The 14,823-nt window shown below is 41.4% G+C and carries 19 protein-coding genes; 4 read left to right on the plus strand and 15 right to left on the minus strand.

Annotated features, from left to right (window positions below):
* Nucleotides 1–238 precede the first annotated feature (238 nt).
* Nucleotides 239–712 carry an RNA recognition motif domain-containing protein gene (locus N482_RS17350; protein ID WP_063378239.1) on the plus strand — a complete coding sequence of 158 codons (474 nt, stop codon included), beginning with the start codon at nt 239–241 and terminating at the stop codon, nt 710–712.
* Here the strand turns inward: N482_RS17350 and murI are convergent.
* Nucleotides 696–1,469 (minus strand): glutamate racemase, encoded by a 774-nt coding sequence (gene murI, locus N482_RS17355; RefSeq protein ID WP_063378240.1) that lies wholly within the window; start codon nt 1,467–1,469, stop codon nt 696–698. The two genes, N482_RS17350 and murI, sit on opposite strands and share 17 nt — an antisense overlap.
* 72 nt (nt 1,470–1,541) lie before the next feature.
* Nucleotides 1,542–2,654: a DUF5610 domain-containing protein gene (locus N482_RS17360; RefSeq protein ID WP_063378241.1), complete on the minus strand. Its 1,113-nt coding sequence runs from the start codon at nt 2,652–2,654 to the stop codon at nt 1,542–1,544.
* Between the two features lie 161 nt (nt 2,655–2,815).
* On the opposite strand from N482_RS17360, the gene trmA reads away from it, so the two are divergent.
* On the plus strand, nt 2,816–3,913 hold the full coding sequence (gene trmA / locus N482_RS17365; RefSeq protein ID WP_063378242.1) for a tRNA (uridine(54)-C5)-methyltransferase TrmA: 1,098 nt from the start codon (nt 2,816–2,818) through the stop codon (nt 3,911–3,913).
* Between the two features lie 58 nt (nt 3,914–3,971).
* Here the strand turns inward: trmA and N482_RS17370 are convergent, their stop codons facing one another.
* The 4 genes from N482_RS17370 to ccoG all read right to left on the minus strand — a co-directional run bounded on the left by N482_RS17370 (nt 3,972) and on the right by ccoG (nt 7,818).
* Nucleotides 3,972–4,601: a thiol:disulfide interchange protein DsbA/DsbL gene (locus N482_RS17370; protein WP_063378243.1), complete on the minus strand. Its 630-nt coding sequence runs from the start codon at nt 4,599–4,601 to the stop codon at nt 3,972–3,974.
* A 13-nt stretch (nt 4,602–4,614) separates the two neighbouring features.
* On the minus strand, nt 4,615–5,241 hold the full coding sequence (locus tag N482_RS17375; RefSeq protein WP_063378244.1) for a thiol:disulfide interchange protein DsbA/DsbL: 627 nt from the start codon (nt 5,239–5,241) through the stop codon (nt 4,615–4,617).
* Between the two features lie 18 nt (nt 5,242–5,259).
* Nucleotides 5,260–6,234 carry a serine/threonine protein kinase gene (locus tag N482_RS17380; RefSeq protein ID WP_063378245.1) on the minus strand — a complete coding sequence of 325 codons (975 nt, stop codon included), beginning with the start codon at nt 6,232–6,234 and terminating at the stop codon, nt 5,260–5,262.
* A 156-nt stretch (nt 6,235–6,390) separates the two neighbouring features.
* A complete protein-coding gene (gene ccoG / locus N482_RS17385) occupies nt 6,391–7,818 on the minus strand; it encodes a cytochrome c oxidase accessory protein CcoG (protein WP_063378246.1) in 1,428 nt (475 codons plus the stop codon).
* 215 nt (nt 7,819–8,033) lie between these two features.
* Between ccoG and N482_RS17390 the strand changes: the two genes are divergently transcribed.
* Both N482_RS17390 and N482_RS17395 read left to right on the plus strand, forming a co-directional pair.
* A complete protein-coding gene (locus N482_RS17390) occupies nt 8,034–8,390 on the plus strand; it encodes a hypothetical protein (RefSeq protein ID WP_063378247.1) in 357 nt (118 codons plus the stop codon).
* Nucleotides 8,390–8,593, plus strand: coding sequence for a hypothetical protein (locus N482_RS17395; protein WP_063378248.1), 204 nt, complete (start codon nt 8,390–8,392; stop codon nt 8,591–8,593). The genes N482_RS17390 and N482_RS17395 overlap by 1 nt, the downstream gene beginning before the upstream one ends.
* Nucleotides 8,594–8,628: 35 nt before the next feature.
* Here N482_RS17395 and N482_RS17400 read toward each other — a convergent pair whose 3' ends face one another.
* From N482_RS17400 to gspG, 9 genes are read right to left on the minus strand one after another with little or no spacing between them, the layout of a single operon-like run.
* Entirely contained in the window at nt 8,629–9,216 is a 588-nt protein-coding gene (locus N482_RS17400; protein ID WP_063378249.1) for a UPF0149 family protein, read from the minus strand.
* Nucleotides 9,217–9,219: 3 nt separating this feature from the next.
* Nucleotides 9,220–9,978, minus strand: a complete 759-nt coding sequence (locus N482_RS17405) for a type II secretion system protein N (RefSeq protein WP_063378250.1) — start codon at nt 9,976–9,978, stop codon at nt 9,220–9,222.
* Between the two features lie 2 nt (nt 9,979–9,980).
* The gene (gene gspM, locus N482_RS17410; RefSeq protein ID WP_063378251.1) at nt 9,981–10,457 is read right to left on the minus strand and encodes a type II secretion system protein GspM; all 477 of its coding nucleotides are present in this window, start codon (nt 10,455–10,457) and stop codon (nt 9,981–9,983) included.
* A complete protein-coding gene (gene gspL / locus N482_RS17415) occupies nt 10,454–11,662 on the minus strand; it encodes a type II secretion system protein GspL (RefSeq protein ID WP_063378252.1) in 1,209 nt (402 codons plus the stop codon). Before gspL ends, gspM begins: the two co-directional genes overlap by 4 nt.
* On the minus strand, nt 11,659–12,645 hold the full coding sequence (gene gspK / locus N482_RS17420) for a type II secretion system minor pseudopilin GspK (protein ID WP_063378253.1): 987 nt from the start codon (nt 12,643–12,645) through the stop codon (nt 11,659–11,661). Before gspK ends, gspL begins: the two co-directional genes overlap by 4 nt.
* Nucleotides 12,642–13,391 (minus strand): type II secretion system minor pseudopilin GspJ, encoded by a 750-nt coding sequence (gspJ, locus tag N482_RS17425; RefSeq protein ID WP_063378254.1) that lies wholly within the window; start codon nt 13,389–13,391, stop codon nt 12,642–12,644. The genes gspK and gspJ overlap by 4 nt, the downstream gene beginning before the upstream one ends.
* Nucleotides 13,391–13,780: a type II secretion system minor pseudopilin GspI gene (gene gspI, locus N482_RS17430; RefSeq protein ID WP_063378255.1), complete on the minus strand. Its 390-nt coding sequence runs from the start codon at nt 13,778–13,780 to the stop codon at nt 13,391–13,393. Before gspI ends, gspJ begins: the two co-directional genes overlap by 1 nt.
* On the minus strand, nt 13,777–14,373 hold the full coding sequence (gene gspH / locus N482_RS17435) for a type II secretion system minor pseudopilin GspH (protein WP_063378256.1): 597 nt from the start codon (nt 14,371–14,373) through the stop codon (nt 13,777–13,779). Before gspH ends, gspI begins: the two co-directional genes overlap by 4 nt.
* Nucleotides 14,373–14,798, minus strand: a complete 426-nt coding sequence (gene gspG, locus N482_RS17440) for a type II secretion system major pseudopilin GspG (RefSeq protein ID WP_063378257.1) — start codon at nt 14,796–14,798, stop codon at nt 14,373–14,375. Before gspG ends, gspH begins: the two co-directional genes overlap by 1 nt.
* Between the last annotated feature and the right edge of the window lie 25 nt (nt 14,799–14,823).

A 14,823-nucleotide genomic window follows, 5' to 3' on the forward strand; every position in this document is an offset into this window, starting at 1 on the left:
GGAGCGCATTATAGGGAGTTCTAAATTTGGATCAAGTGTTTTTTCATTAAAATTTTAAAAAGATGCCCAAACGCTCAAAAACCCATCAAACACAGGCCTAGCAACACATTAAGCTCAATAAAACGGCATAATTTTCTACAACATCTATATTTTATTATTGCGATGTTTAATTAAGTCGTTAAGATAGCACCTTTCTTTGTTAAATTAATGTGTATTCACTGTTTATTGGTAGATCGTTATGAATTCTTCAGATCGTAAAACAATACTTACTGTTCTTATACTCGCAATTTTTGGGTATGTGGTAGTAAGCTTTTTATTGGCAGATAGTCAGCTCGATGCGTCGATCGTATTTGCTCTTGGGATTGTGATAGGTGGTCTGGCTACAATGACAATTAATAGAACAACTATTTCTCAGTCAGACAATGGTCAAGCAGTTCCAACTAAAACACTCTATGTCGGTAATTTACCTTACCGCGCTAATGAGCAAGCTGTAAGAGAGCTTTTTGAAGAAAAAGGGCAAGTTTTCTCTGTACGCTTACTTAAGGATAAAAATACCGGAAAAAGAAGAGGCTTTGGTTTTGTCGAAATGTCTGAGGTAGATGCAAATAAAGCTATCAAAGACTTAAACGAAATGGAATTCCAACAGCGCACTTTAAAAGTACGCGAAGCCAAACAAAAACAAGAAGAGTCTGAGTCTAGCTCTCCAGCTTAAGTGGTTTAACTCCCACTGCTGCTTCAAACTTATCTGAGGCTGTTGCATACCAATGTACTAGCCTCGCTTCTAAACTTTTACATTTAATCAGTTTACTAGACAACAAATGTTGAACACGCCTCGCTATGGCAGCACCAGAGTCAACTAATTCAACTCTATGGGTAAAATAATCCTGAAGGTGGCTTTTGATAATAGGAAAATGTGTACAACCTAGGACAAGCCTATCCAACTCATTACATATATTGAGCCTCTTCAATTCGGCTTGCAGCAGTTCTACTTGTAGCTCTTTACACCAATAATAATGCTCCGCAATATTAACTAAGGCAGTTGAATGGTATATATCTACTTGGCATTCACTTGCAAATGCACTGATCAAGTTCGCTGTGTATGTGTTTTTTGAAGTCGCGGGCGTAGCAAGCAGTCCAATATGCTTTTTCTGGCTGGTTTCCGCAGCGGGTTTAATTGCTGGTACAACTCCAACAATAGGAATTGGAGTGTGCTGCCTAGCCGTTTCTAATGCATAAGTTGAAGCGGTATTACACGCAATCACTATCACATCTACTTGCTTGTCGCTTTGTTCAATCCAGCTTAGTAAAGCGGTTAACCGACTCTTGATCGTTTCTTGTGACTGAAGACCATAAGGTAATAGTTCATTATCCATAACATAGGTATATTGAACCATAGGCATGGCTAATTTAAGATGCGAAAGCACACTGGTTCCACCAATACCTGAATCGAAAACTAATACATGTGGCAAACTACACTCTCCTTTTTATAAGAACAGTAGTTTGCCACGGCAGATAGCTAAAATAAACAGACAGTCCGTAATCTAACTTATGTGGTCGTTTTGTGACTCAGACTTGCCATTAAGTGCACTAAAGTAGCTCTGAGCATAATCCAAGAGTTGATTTAAACGTTGTTGCCCTTCATTCATCCAGGCCATGATATCCGGTAATTGAGACTCTATACCTAAGGCTCTGCCTTCTTCATTGATCCCCTCTAGGCGCTTATCAAGCGGTGCGAAAGCTTGTTCTAACTCTTTCATAGGATTACTTTGCTGATATTGCGCAATTGCAGCTGAAGTCTTACTTTGCCTAAGATCCATCGTGAAATTTGTGATCTGTTCGCTATTGAGGCTCAGCCCTTGTGCCAGCTCAAAAGCTTCGTCGTATTCTCCTGCAAAGAAGGAGTCGCTTACATCCCGTATGTCTTCCATCATCGCATTAATCGCTTCTTGCTCTTCTTCGTTAAGTTCGCCATTAACACTGATTGAGAAATTAACCTCTCTCTTCTGACTTTCTCCATAAGCAAAACCTTGATTGTCACCATCTTGATAGTAGCTAGCAGCTCTGCTTTTGCTGAATGCATCATTGAAAGAGATGACTACCTCATCACCTTCTGCTGTGGTAAATGCATACTCTGCTTTATTAGATAAGCTTGCAAACTGAGCGGCACTTAAAGATACATGCTGCGGACTTGGGTCAAAAAGCTCTTTCTCAAAGTCATCTAGACCCTTAAATATCCCTTCTCTGGATTTTTCAATCCCGTCCTTAATTTCTTCATTAAATAACCCTGACTCTGACAGCTCATCAGTCGCTTCATCTATCCCGGTTTGTACACCTTCACGTGCCTGTTCCAGCATGCTCTTTAGTGTATCGTCATCTTTGCCATCGGCTTTGGCTTTATTAATGGCACCTTGGACAAATCCTAGTACATTTTTAACTATCTCTTCAAAGTCAAAAAGAGGCTTCTTAGGCTCCTCTTTTTTCTCTATACCTAATGCTTCTGCTAATTTGTCATCAAGAATTTTGGCTGCAACTTGAGACTTATTGCCTTGATACTGGTCTGAGTTTATAGATATATTTGGGATCGGCGATTTGGCTTGTGCCCCTTTGTGCTGCATCGCTGGATTTAACAGCTGATTCAACTGTCCGATTTTCATGATTGCTCTCCGCTATACTCCATCAGTTAATTATCGGCCATCTGCGCAAAAGCTAAAGTTATTTTGTACAATAAAAGGGCAATTTTAGTAGCGAACACTGGACAAATGTTCTACGCCCCCTAAAATAGCGCCTCCTCGCAATATTTATAGGTAGTTTTAGCATGGCCGTGATCACCATTGATACCGCTCAGTACGAACAACAACTAGAAGAGAAGCAAAAGCGAATAAGCGCGCAGTTCGCCCGTTTCAATGCTCCTACTCTTGAAGTATATGACTCAGAAAAGCAGCATTATCGACAGCGTTGTGAATTTCGCGTGTGGCACGATGGAGAAGATCTTTATCACATCATGTTTAACCAACAAAGCAAAGAGAAAATTCGTGTTGATGAATTTGGTCCAGGTGCACCTTTAGTTAACGAGCTTATGCAAGTGATGATGGAAAAGCTACGTCATAATGAATTATTGCGTCGCAAATTATTTCAAATCGATTACTTGTCTACACTGAGCGGAGAAATCTTAATCAGCTTGCTTTACCACAAACCGTTGGATGACAACTGGCAGGCAGAAATGGGGCAATTGAGGGCTGAATTGCAAAAAACCTATAAGATTGACTTTATCGGCCGTGCTCGAAAGCAAAAAGTCGTATTCGGCAACGACTATGTCACCGAAACGCTTTCAGTAGACGGTAATGAGTATATCTACCAGCAGGTAGAGAATAGCTTTACTCAGCCCAATGCTAAAGTAAATGAAAAAATGCTTTCATGGGCTAAGTCTATCTCTCGCGATTTATCCAACGATTTACTAGAGCTATACTGTGGCAATGGCAACTTCTCTATAGCACTCGCGGAACATTTTGACCGAGTGTTGGCAACAGAGATTTCAAAATCCTCAGTACATTCTGCACAATTCAATATCGCAGCGAATAATGTAGAGAATTTGGACATCATTCGTATGTCGAGTGAGGAGTTTACTGACGCAATGCAAGATAAGCGTCAATTTTCTCGACTTAATGGTATCGACTTAAAGTCATACAATTGTCAAACCATTTTAGTCGACCCACCAAGAGCTGGTTTGGATGAGCTAACCTGCCAACTAGTCAGTAACTACGACAACATTATCTACATTTCGTGTAATCCAGATACATTGGAAAGAGATCTAGAAACCCTTAGCAAAACACATAATATCGCGCGTATCGCTATCTTTGATCAATTCCCCTATACCCACCATGTAGAATCGGGTGTATTTTTAACGCGTCAATAGCTTACTGTAAAAACGAAAAAGCCCCGCATTGTTGCGGGGCTTTCTTTTATCTATTTGCTTATTTGCTCGCTAGATGGTTAATCAGCTTTGCAATATCATCCGGGTTAGTTACACCAGACTCTCTGCTAAGTATTAGCTTATATTTACCATTCACGATAAACGTTGGCACGCTCGACAATGCTCCCTTTTCTTGTAGTTGCTTTTGTTGTCTCGCCATCTTTGAAGCTTTTGTGCGAACAGAAAAGCTCTTATACATTTTGTCAAACTTTGTACCATCTACACCTGCTGCAACAAACACATCTTTAATATCTGCTAACTCATTAAACTTGGCACGCTTGGTATGAATGTGTGTAAAAATAGCCGAAATAATCGCATCTTTCTCTGGTAATACACTGGCTGTTGCTAAAGCTGTTGCAATCATCTTTTGATGTTTAGGATCTCGGATACCGACAAAGTCTACGTGGCTTTTTTTAAACTTTACACCATCTAGTTTAGGTTTAAATTGATCAATTAGCCCTTCAAAGTTATTACAAGCAGGGCAATAAAAAGAAAAGTACTCTGTAACTTCAGGCTTCTTAGTCCCACGCTCAGCAATCACTTCGTAGTGTTTGCCTTCCTCGAAGGTCATAGCACTTGCAGCTACTGGCAACATCAGGGCTAAAAGTGCCGCTTTAATCATTTTTAACATGTTTATCTCCGTACTATTCTTTTTCTAATAGATATTTTACTAGGTTATTAAAGTCAGCCTGACTAGAAAGTGAACTAGTCTTAACAATGTACTTGTCATTAATAATAAAACTAGGCACTCCTCTTAATGCGCCAGCTTCGCTAAACCGCTTTTGCTCATCTTGCATCGCTTTCTCTGCGCTAATAATTGGCATACTAGCTAACGCAGTATCAAACTTTTCCGCAGATACACCATGGGCAGCGAGTAGCTTTTTAACATCGTCCATCGTTCTAAACTGACTTTGCTGGACATGGATCGTTTTGAAGATTTCATCAACGACTTGCGAGTCAACACCATGTTGTTTTGCAATTAAATAGCCATAGCTTAAGTAAGATTGTGCTTCAGGTGGTAACCCTCGCATAAAATTTACGTGGCTCTTAACGAAAGGAACTTCAGCTGGAAGACTTGCTTCAAGAGCTCTTGCAGGGCCTTCAAATTTAAAACAATGGGGGCAATAGAAAGAAAAGAATTCCAAAACACGTGGCGTTTTACTTTTTTCCACTGTCAACGTCTCGTAATGAACATTTTCCTTGTACTCTGCTGCCATAGCAGCAAGTGGCATACAAAGTGCCAATATTGCTACTTTAATGGATTTTAACATGTGCTTCTCTCTTAATTTTTATGGATAAATACTTAATGTTGGCTCATCAAGCGCAGCCAATTGTTCTTTTAATGCTAAGATCTGCTGTTCCCAATATTTGTCTGTCGCGAACCATGAAAAGTTCCTTGGAAAGGCGGGGTCCTCCCAGCGTTTAGCTAACCAGCCCATATAATGAACCATTCGCATTGTTCTTAATGGTTCAATCAACTGTAACTGACCCAGATCTAATTCACTGAACTCGTCATATCCGCCCAGTAAAGTGTCTAATTGCAGAGCTTGGTTCTGACGATCGCCACTCAGCATCATCCACAAATCTTGGATCGCTGGACCTTGTCGGCAATCATCTAAATCAACAATCATTAATTGCTCTTGAGACCACAGAATATTGCCAGCATGACAATCTCCATGCAATCTGATCGTATCATTTACTCTAAACTTTTCTTTTGTTTTCGTAACAACTTGTTCTAAAACAGTTGAAAAAGCAAGCTGTAAAGAAAGTGGTAAACATTCACTCGCCAATATGTCTTCACTTGCTTGATCTAAGTAACTTTTCGTATCAACACTTGGACGATTTTTAAAATCATATTGTTTAGCTACACTATGAAGACGACCGATGTATCGCCCTAAAACTTCTAATTGATCTAAGTTATCCATTTCGAACTGACGACCGCCAACACTTGGAAATAGGGCAAACCGATAGCCTTGATACTCAAACAAGCTTTCTCCATCACGCTCTAATGGAGAGACAACTGGTACTTCTGCGTTAGCTAACTCGAAAGAAAACGCATGTTCTTCTTTAATTTGCGCGTTTAGCCAGCGATTTGGTCGATAGAATTTTGCAACATAGCGTTTAGCATTGTCACTGCGAAATTGGTATACACGATTCTCATAACTGTTCAGTGGCAGAAGTCCAGATTCAGGATAAATGCCAATACTCTCAATGGCATCCAAAATCAGATCTGGGGTGAGATTTTGATAACTAAAATCACTCATTACTGGTATCCATTTATATAACAAAGGTCTGATAACAACCTTTTCTGCCGTAAATTTTGACAGCCTAGGATAAATGGAACAATCCGCTGACGCAAAGGTTATTGTGATATTTAAGCACGCAGCCACTGGTTACGTGGCTGCGATGAGAGAAGTTTATTAGCGGCCTTTAAAGAAGTTAGTAGGCTGTGAGATGTACGCGTGCGCTCCTTCATTGCTCGTTAGTACGAAATGAAACTCAGTTACCAGTTTTTGCAAATCATAGGGATCCATAGCAATTGATACAGGGACGTCAATTGTTGAGCCTGCTGAGACCGTTACTCTCTGTTTGCCTATTAATTGAAATTGCTCTAGGCCATTCACTGAAATTAAAAAAGTCTGTGAGACTTGCGCCTTATTGATAAGCTTGAGTGTATATGTATTTTCAACTAGACCGTCATAGTTAACACGATACAACTGATTGCGGTCTCGGATAATATCGAGCTCGAAGGTTTTTCGCATTGCAATGTTTGCCACCAAAGCTCCACTCAGGACAAGCAAAATCATCACATAGCCAATCAACTTTGCTCTTACAGGCTTTGTCGTTTTCTGAGCAGTTTCTAAATTTCGCTCTGTGGTATATGAAATTAAGCCTCGTTGATAGTTCATTTTATCCATCACACCATCACAAGCATCTATGCAGGCGCCACAATTAATACATTCGTACTGAAGACCATTACGTATATCAATACCTGTTGGACATACTTGAACACACAACTTGCAGTCAATGCAGTCACCAAGGCCGATCTCTCGCGGATTTTGTTTACGTCCACGAGGCCCTCTGCTCTCACCACGTTTCCCATCATAACTTACCGTAAACGTATCTTTATCAAACATCGCTGATTGAAAGCGAGAGTATGGGCAAATGTGTAGGCACATAATCTCCCTCATCCACCCCGCATTTCCATAAGTACATACAGCAAATACGACGACACTCAGTGCCGCATAACCACTGGCAGAAAAGTTGAGTAAATCAGGCAACAAGTCTTGGATTGGCGTAAAGTAACCGACGAACGAAATCGCGGTATACAAAGAAAAGAGAGCCCAACACAGATGCTTTGAACTTTTGCGCATCAATTTGTCTACACCCCAAGGCCTTTGGTCGAGCTTTTTCCGCTGGTTTGCAGAGCCCTCACACTTTTCTTCAAACCAGATAAAGATAAATGTCCAAACCGTTTGTGGACAGGTATAACCACACCATACTCGACCGTAAAAAGTCGTCACCAGAAATAGCGCAAACGCAGCAATCATCAAAATGAAGGCTAATATTGTTAGATCTTGTGGCCACAGCGTCAGACCAAATATATTGAATTTTTGATCAAAGAGATCAAACAAAACGGCTTGCTGACCATTATAGTTGAGCCAAGGAAGCGCCATAAACGCGAGCATTCCTAAAAAACCAATTCGCTGGCGAAGGATTTGATGCATACCTTTTACCGCCCTCACATAAATCCGATTACGAGGATTAAACCTGTCTGGTTGAAGGTTTTCTGGCTTTTGAATTTTTACATCGACGGGAATGTTTTTTACTTTGATTTTATTGTCCATAAAAGCTCCTTAAGCGCTTCGGACAGGTTACTTGCTACAGTGACCTTATATTTACTAAGGTTATTATATGCAACAGCGCGCTGTTAGCGAGCCGAAAATCGCACGACGAAGACAAAAACTACGAATATTTCCTGACCATTTCGCTTGCTTTTGATTCTTGCATTTTATTACACTGTCACTTTGATTGAGTCGAATAGATCAAATTAGCGAGCTTTATGAAAAAATATCTTTTGTTAGTGTTAATAGTTCTGGCGCTATTCACCGTAGATCATCCATTGATCAAAGAACCCAGAGATAAACTTCTCCAACAGGGAGTAGAAACGCTAGGGGAAACCAGCGAGACCCAGTATAGCTTGGCGGCAAAACAGGCACGTCAGCTGATCGGACAATCAATTCAGCTTTCGGAGTCCGAGCAATCATACTTAAAAACAGCACTGGCGACAGACGAGAAGGTTAAAGTCTTCCATTTGCGTTACTGCCAAGAGCATGAATTAAATATGTACTTTTATGGACCAAAGCTAAAAACAATTTGCGACGCCGCAGAAAAAGCCATTAAAAAGGCCGAAATGTAATGGATTTAGCTAAGTTTAATAAATTGCGTGCGCGTTCATTCAATGAACAAAAGTCACAGCTTAAGAAAATCGCTAAAGGGCAAACTGTTTTATGTCCTAAGTGCAATCAAGCAATTGCGTTAAACGTCGCGGTCAAGGAAGGTGAAAAGGCATACGCAAAATGCCAAAAAGGTTGCACTTATATTGAACTGGATATGACTTAACCTAACGGTAGATTAAGCCAAAAACTGAACTATAACTAGCCTTGCTCTTCATACAAGCCGCTAGCCATAGCTACTTGTTCTATCAACTCAGCAAAAGCAGGTGCAACTTGCGCAGCGAGTTCATATTGAGCCTTACAAAATTCATCTAGCTCAATACCCGTTGTTTTACAGTAAGTTTCAACTTGCTCTTGTTCAAGACTAAAGAAACCCAATAGCTCTGTCGTGCTTATCAAGGCTTCCTTATGCTCTTCTGAGATTTCAGCTTGAGACAGCGTACTCAGATAGCCTTGACTGCCTCTTAAAAAACCAAGGCTCCATTGATGCATAACAATCCAAGGGGCACTTTCATCAAAAGGTAGCTTAAATCCACTGCTAAAAACTTGCTCACTGATATGATGATGCAGCGCTAAAAATGCAAACACCACCTCTTCTGTAACATGTTCATCACCAGTGGTCACTTCACTCAGCCACTGCTCAGGTTCAATCCCATCGGGACTACATACTACAGCAAACAAAAAACCCTTTACGCCATCTAATGTCATTGCCTCAGAGCCATTACTGCGCGAGCCAAGGTAATCACTTAGTAGCACTTGCTGTTCTGGTTTAAAGTCAAACTCCATCATGGCTTACATGCTCACCGGGTAGCGGCCTTCAGCATCAGGACGCCCAAGAAATTTCACAGCATCATGAACTTCTTTAGGTAAAGAGGCATCAGGTTTTATATTGCCTGCAACGCGGAACTGCATATTTGCAGCAAGCGTTGCATCCGCACGTAAACCCAATAAATTCTCAGGTTCGACCATAATGGCGACGTCACCCGACTTACAGCTAAGTGCACCACTTAGGTCACCAATACTAAACCAACCCGACATACCTTTTACTTTGATTTCAGGGCTACTGATATCACCTCGAAGTGACTCACAATATGGTTCGCCGCTATTGTATTGAGCCACTTCAAGGATAACACGGCCACTTGCATCGACAGGCAAAGGCAAATTAACTTGCTTCATCGCTTGCTCAACGCTAAACCGCAACTTAGTCTGATTTAGCTCAATGCTGTCACCAAACAAAGAAACAGCAAAGTTACTGCGGCCTGAAATTTCAGATGCATCACGGGCATTCCCAAAATTCACTTTGCCACTTAGCTGACCAGATAACAAAGCCCAACCATTCAGTTCCCACTTAACATTATTTAGTTGTAAATTCTGATAATTTACACCACCAAGTTGACCTTGCCACAATGAACCAGATACAGCTCCTAAGCGAACATTATTGGGAATTTGAGATTGCACAACTTGCAGTGCAACCGATGCAGGGATCGTTACCACTGTAAAAACAAGAAAAGAAAACAAAAAGACTAAGGTAATACTAACTGCATTTTTCATATTTAAATCTCTAACACCAATCGGCTGACGCGGACATATCCTTGCTGCTGCTCTTCACCTAAGTCTAAATTAGCTACTTTTACACCGTGTTGATTGGTCAATTCATCAATCCAACTAACTAGTTTGTTGAACTCCACGTTATCGATGTTTATACGCAACGAGTTGTCCCTTGGCTGCATCTTACTTATCTGAATACCATGTCTACCGCGTGTTCTGTTTACCAACTGAGTGAGGTTTCGATTTCCTGCAACCGCTTTGTTCCCGCCGCTGGCTTTCAATTGTGCAACACTTTTTGAGACCCAAGCATGGAGTTCTTTTTGCTTTTGTAAATCTTTTTGGGCATCTTCAACCCCTTTATTCAAAGGTTTAATCACGCCCATGACCAGTGCAAAAATAACAAATACGACACCGGCAACAATCAGTAGTTTTTGCTCCTGCTCTTTCAACGATTGCCAATAGTTAATCACTTGCTGCTTCATGCCGCACCCCGAATTCTGATTTCGCCGATAACATAATCACCATCATTGTTAAGTGCGCCTTGCTGTACCGTCATACCACGTTGTTCTAGGATCGATTTCACCTGACTAAATACCTGAAACCCTTTAGCTTTTGCGCGTACCCTAAGCTCATTACGCTTTCTATCATAGCGGAATGTTTCAGGTGCAAAGTCACTCACTTGACCATAAATTGCAACGAAATGATTCGTAAGCTCCAAAAAGCCACTTTGCTCTGTACCAGATAAAGCTGCTAGCTCATTTTGAATCTGTTTGCGTAAAAGATGAGGGCGCACAACTTTGTTCGGAAATGCCTGCTTGTATACCGTCATCGCTTGTGATTTATATTCATCCGCTTCATTTTGCAGCATGACCAACTGCGCAGATTTAACAGATACAAATGCCATCAAGGCAATACTTGCTGCAATCACACCAGCTTTCCAATCACGCCACCACTGCGGCTGCTTCTTCTTCGCAGCAAAAGGCCCTTGACGCAAGTTCAATGGCAAATCCTTCAAGCCATTTGCAAAAATGGCGAGTGGCAATTCATACTCCGCTTCTTTCGCTTGTAAGCTTTTAGTGGTTGCCAAGTTATGGGCAGGACTATAGTGCGCTAATTCAGATTCAGGCGCTAACATTAAATAGTCAGAGACCCAATCGAGCTCGACACCACTGATGTGCCAGCCAGCACTTTTAAATAACCACTGTTGCTGCAACTGAATCGCACTTAAAATATTGTCCTCTGGGTTTGGCAGTAACAACGCATCAGGAACAATTACAGAAGGCTCAATATCAAAGTCTTCAAGTACTCCCATCCAATCTGTTAGCCACTGTAAATCACACAGCGCGATATTAATAAAATGTTTATCATTAATAGATGCAGGATCACCAATCGCAATAAATAGTTCGTCGATATCGCTCGCAACTTGCTCTTCTAACATAAAAGGTAAAGCACGTTCTAATTTACGACTCCACTTGGTAGGCAACTCAACTTGCTTTAACTGCACACTTGATGCCGGTAATAACAATGCAACGCTGCGTGAAGCGGCTTTTTCTATCAGCTCGCCAATTAAACCACTATGTTCCAACTCACCACTGGCAATAATCTGAGAATCTGACTCTGACCATATCAACCAATTGACCGGTTCTTGTTGTGACTGACCTACCCGGATCAACAATTTTTCTGTCACTGAACGCCTCCAAACTTACGTGCCAACACAGTTGCTTTATTTTCTTTTATTTCGAGTATTGAAGTCATTTTAAACAACCGCTCATCAAATGAAGCCTTGGCACGCAACTTAAAATAATTACTTGTTATTGTGAATATTTTCTCAGCATCTTTGACATCCTGAGCACCTTGATTCTTCGCTTCGGTAATAAAGTGTTGCAGGTTATCAAACCCATCTTCTGGGCGGGCCGAGATGACGGCTTCCGCTCCCGATAAACTCAAACCTTCTACAAGCGCACTGATCAGTAGCGCTTGTTCTGGCAATACGGTATTGACGTTAATCGACAATTCTGTGTTTCCAGGGATCACACATACGTATGGTAAGAGTTTTTCCATTACCAAAGGATTAAATCCCTTTATGACTCGGAGTTCACTTTCCGACGCCATTAAATTATTCGCCGTCATGTAAGGCATTTGTCTCGACATATATTCATCTTCTTCCGCGCCAGAACGAAAAGTAATACTGTCTTCATCTAACCAATCATACACGCTGTCGGCCATCGCTTCTTCACTTTCTTGTGACGGCAAATCCTCAATATTTTTTAACAGCTCAAGTAGTGCTCTATGCGCTGGATTTGTCGCTGTAGTGCTACCTTTTGCATTTTGATCTTTTGGCGCTCTGAGCGCATTCAAATTCAAGCAAGCTTGTAAATCGGTAACTTTACCACTCAAAGTACCATGATCTACTGGGTACGGTACTTCATCAATCGCCCATGGTTGACCAAGATGTACTTTATCAGGGTCATCTTTACGACTTTCCAACAATACCTTCTTGACTAATTCCTCAGCACCATAGCTATACCATTTTGCCTGCTGATGGGTTTGAATATTTGCAGCCTTCTGTACTTGCACCATTAAAGACGACGACATTTCCGCGGCTAAACTCGCGGCAAGTGCAACAATAAACAATACAATAATCAGCGCTGCGCCTTGTTGCTCTCTCACGGTCTACCACCTCGCTGACTGTTATTACCATTCCTGTTATTATTGCTATTTAAACCATCACCTGCATTATCAAGTCCATTATTTCCAGGGCTGTTTCTACCACCACTTTGTCCTGTTTTCGCTTGCTCGACTTTACCATCGCCAGGAGTCAAAAAAATGCGTCTCATGGGCTCAGAATCTTCACGCTGAATTGTCACCGCAACCGCTAGAGGAAGCGCTTTAATTTGCCAGTTGTCTTGCCATTTTTGTTTGTCGTCAAGAAACTCAAACTTCAACTCTTCGACATTCTCAAGTAAAACTTGTGCTCTTGGCTCTGAACCATCTAATTCATCGACATAAATGCGATAAATACGCTCAAGGTTATCGTCTTTTACTCGATAGCCCACCGCTTGCAACTCTGAACGAGGCAATAAACTCACGGGGTTGGTCCAGCCATCACGAATAAAAGCAATACCATCATATTGACTTTCTAGCGAGTATCGACCGTGAATAATGTACGTGGGGCTAAAATCCCCCGCTTCATTACGTACTTCACGCTTGGTCATTTGGTTAAAATCTTGATCCATCAGACGAAAGGTGGTTTGTAACCCTTCAAGCTCTGCGATAGTCTCGTCTGAGGCTTCTTTGGCTTTAATGGAGGTATCTAAAATTTGGTGAGACGCGGTCACTATAAAGGCTAAAATCACCAATGCAACCATCACTTCTATCAGTGTAAAACCTGCCTGAGAACGCTTACCCTTGAACATTACTTTTTGCCCTTATGCAGATAAGTGGTCAAGTCGTAAATAGTGTGCTCTCTACGTTCATTTTCAAACACTTCGATGGTTAACTTAACGAATTGAGGGTCTTCTGTTTTCTCAACTTGCTGACTCCAATACCAAGTGTGACCTGCAAACTCCTCATCACCCTTGTCGGTATTTTTACCGCTCCATTTACCGCCACTGGCTTTAGCCCGTGCCATAACCATTTGGTTTTCAGCAACCCAAGCAGCATAGGTCTGCTGCTCAATAGTGCTCATATGATTGATATGTGCACCTGTTGCTTGCAAAGCAGCAATACCTGCAACCGCGCAGATCCCCATAGCTACCATCACCTCTAGTAGGGTAAATCCAGCTTGCTTTGATGTGCGTATCATTCAGGTTCCTGCCTTAGTTTCACCGGGGCCATAAACTCGCCTTCAATAAAGTAGACAGGCTCAGGCTCTTCTGTAAGTTCCAAGGAGATTTGAAAGGCACTTACTTCACCAGAAGATAAAATTAATACTTGTGGGATCTTCTTTTTTTTCAGCTCTAGTAAGTTGTCATCTTCACCAGAGCCCATAACCTCTTGCCAATTGGATTGCTCTAGCAAGTTATCCTGAGACCAAGAGAGATCTTCTAAGTTAAGCTCGATTTTGTACTCCTCTGAATACTCAATCGGCTTATAAAGCTCTTCGGCTTCGAAAGTAGTCCATTGTTCACCATCGAAGACCAAAAACTCTATCGTTTGTTTATCCAGATGAAGACCCAACTCAACCTGATTTAATACAGCGAATTCAGAGGCTAAATTAACAATGCCATGTAACTTAAGCGCTTCTTTTTCTAGCAACTGCTCATCACTCTCACCCACTGTGAATGTCACAAGCTGGATAGAAAAGCCAATTATTAGGATAACGACCAAGATCTCAAGCAGGCTGAACCCGCGAGATCTTGATGCATTAACGGTTGGAGTCTTCACTGATAACTGCATTAGCGGTCTTCTTCGTCTCTCCAGTTACCGATGTCATCTTCGGTACCAACTTCACCATCAGGGCCCATTGAGAAAATATCGATTTTACCGATCTCACCAGGGCTGACTAGCTGGTAAGGATTGTCCCAAGGGTCTAGCGGTAATTCATTCAAGAAACCACCATCAGGAAAACGCTTTGGCACGGGATCAATCGTTGTTTTGTCAACAAGCGCTTCTAAGCCTTGCTCAGTCGTTGGATAGCGCTTGTTTTGCAATTTGTAAATTTTCATCGCACTTTCAATCTGAGTGATATCAAGGTTTGCTTTATCTTTTGCGGCTTGCTCTTGATTGCCCATGATGTTTGGTGCCACGATAGACATGATCATACCGATAATCACCAGTACCACCATTACTTCTAGTAATGAAAAACCGGATTGTTTCTTCACAATTTATACCTCTATGCTGTTTGCT

Origin of the sequence: Pseudoalteromonas luteoviolacea NCIMB 1942 (genome assembly GCF_001625595.1) — a bacterium.
GTDB classification, from domain to species: domain Bacteria; phylum Pseudomonadota; class Gammaproteobacteria; order Enterobacterales; family Alteromonadaceae; genus Pseudoalteromonas; species Pseudoalteromonas luteoviolacea_A.

Bases quoted from the DNA above. Each gene is read 5' to 3' on its own strand.
- N482_RS17350 (WP_063378239.1), top strand. From the start codon at position 239: ATGAATTCTTCAGATCGTAAAACAATACTTACTGTTCTTATACTCGCA.
- N482_RS17360 (WP_063378241.1), bottom strand. From the start codon at position 2,654: ATGAAAATCGGACAGTTGAATCAGCTGTTAAATCCAGCGATGCAGCAC.
- trmA (WP_063378242.1), top strand. From the start codon at position 2,816: ATGGCCGTGATCACCATTGATACCGCTCAGTACGAACAACAACTAGAA.
- N482_RS17370 (WP_063378243.1), bottom strand. From the start codon at position 4,601: ATGTTAAAAATGATTAAAGCGGCACTTTTAGCCCTGATGTTGCCAGTA.
- N482_RS17375 (WP_063378244.1), bottom strand. From the start codon at position 5,241: ATGTTAAAATCCATTAAAGTAGCAATATTGGCACTTTGTATGCCACTT.
- N482_RS17380 (WP_063378245.1), bottom strand. From the start codon at position 6,234: ATGAGTGATTTTAGTTATCAAAATCTCACCCCAGATCTGATTTTGGAT.
- ccoG (WP_063378246.1), bottom strand. From the start codon at position 7,818: ATGGACAATAAAATCAAAGTAAAAAACATTCCCGTCGATGTAAAAATT.
- N482_RS17390 (WP_063378247.1), top strand. From the start codon at position 8,034: ATGAAAAAATATCTTTTGTTAGTGTTAATAGTTCTGGCGCTATTCACC.
- N482_RS17395 (WP_063378248.1), top strand. From the start codon at position 8,390: ATGGATTTAGCTAAGTTTAATAAATTGCGTGCGCGTTCATTCAATGAA.
- N482_RS17400 (WP_063378249.1), bottom strand. From the start codon at position 9,216: ATGATGGAGTTTGACTTTAAACCAGAACAGCAAGTGCTACTAAGTGAT.
- N482_RS17405 (WP_063378250.1), bottom strand. From the start codon at position 9,978: ATGAAAAATGCAGTTAGTATTACCTTAGTCTTTTTGTTTTCTTTTCTT.
- gspM (WP_063378251.1), bottom strand. From the start codon at position 10,457: ATGAAGCAGCAAGTGATTAACTATTGGCAATCGTTGAAAGAGCAGGAG.
- gspJ (WP_063378254.1), bottom strand. From the start codon at position 13,391: ATGTTCAAGGGTAAGCGTTCTCAGGCAGGTTTTACACTGATAGAAGTG.
- gspI (WP_063378255.1), bottom strand. From the start codon at position 13,780: ATGATACGCACATCAAAGCAAGCTGGATTTACCCTACTAGAGGTGATG.
- gspH (WP_063378256.1), bottom strand. From the start codon at position 14,373: ATGCAGTTATCAGTGAAGACTCCAACCGTTAATGCATCAAGATCTCGC.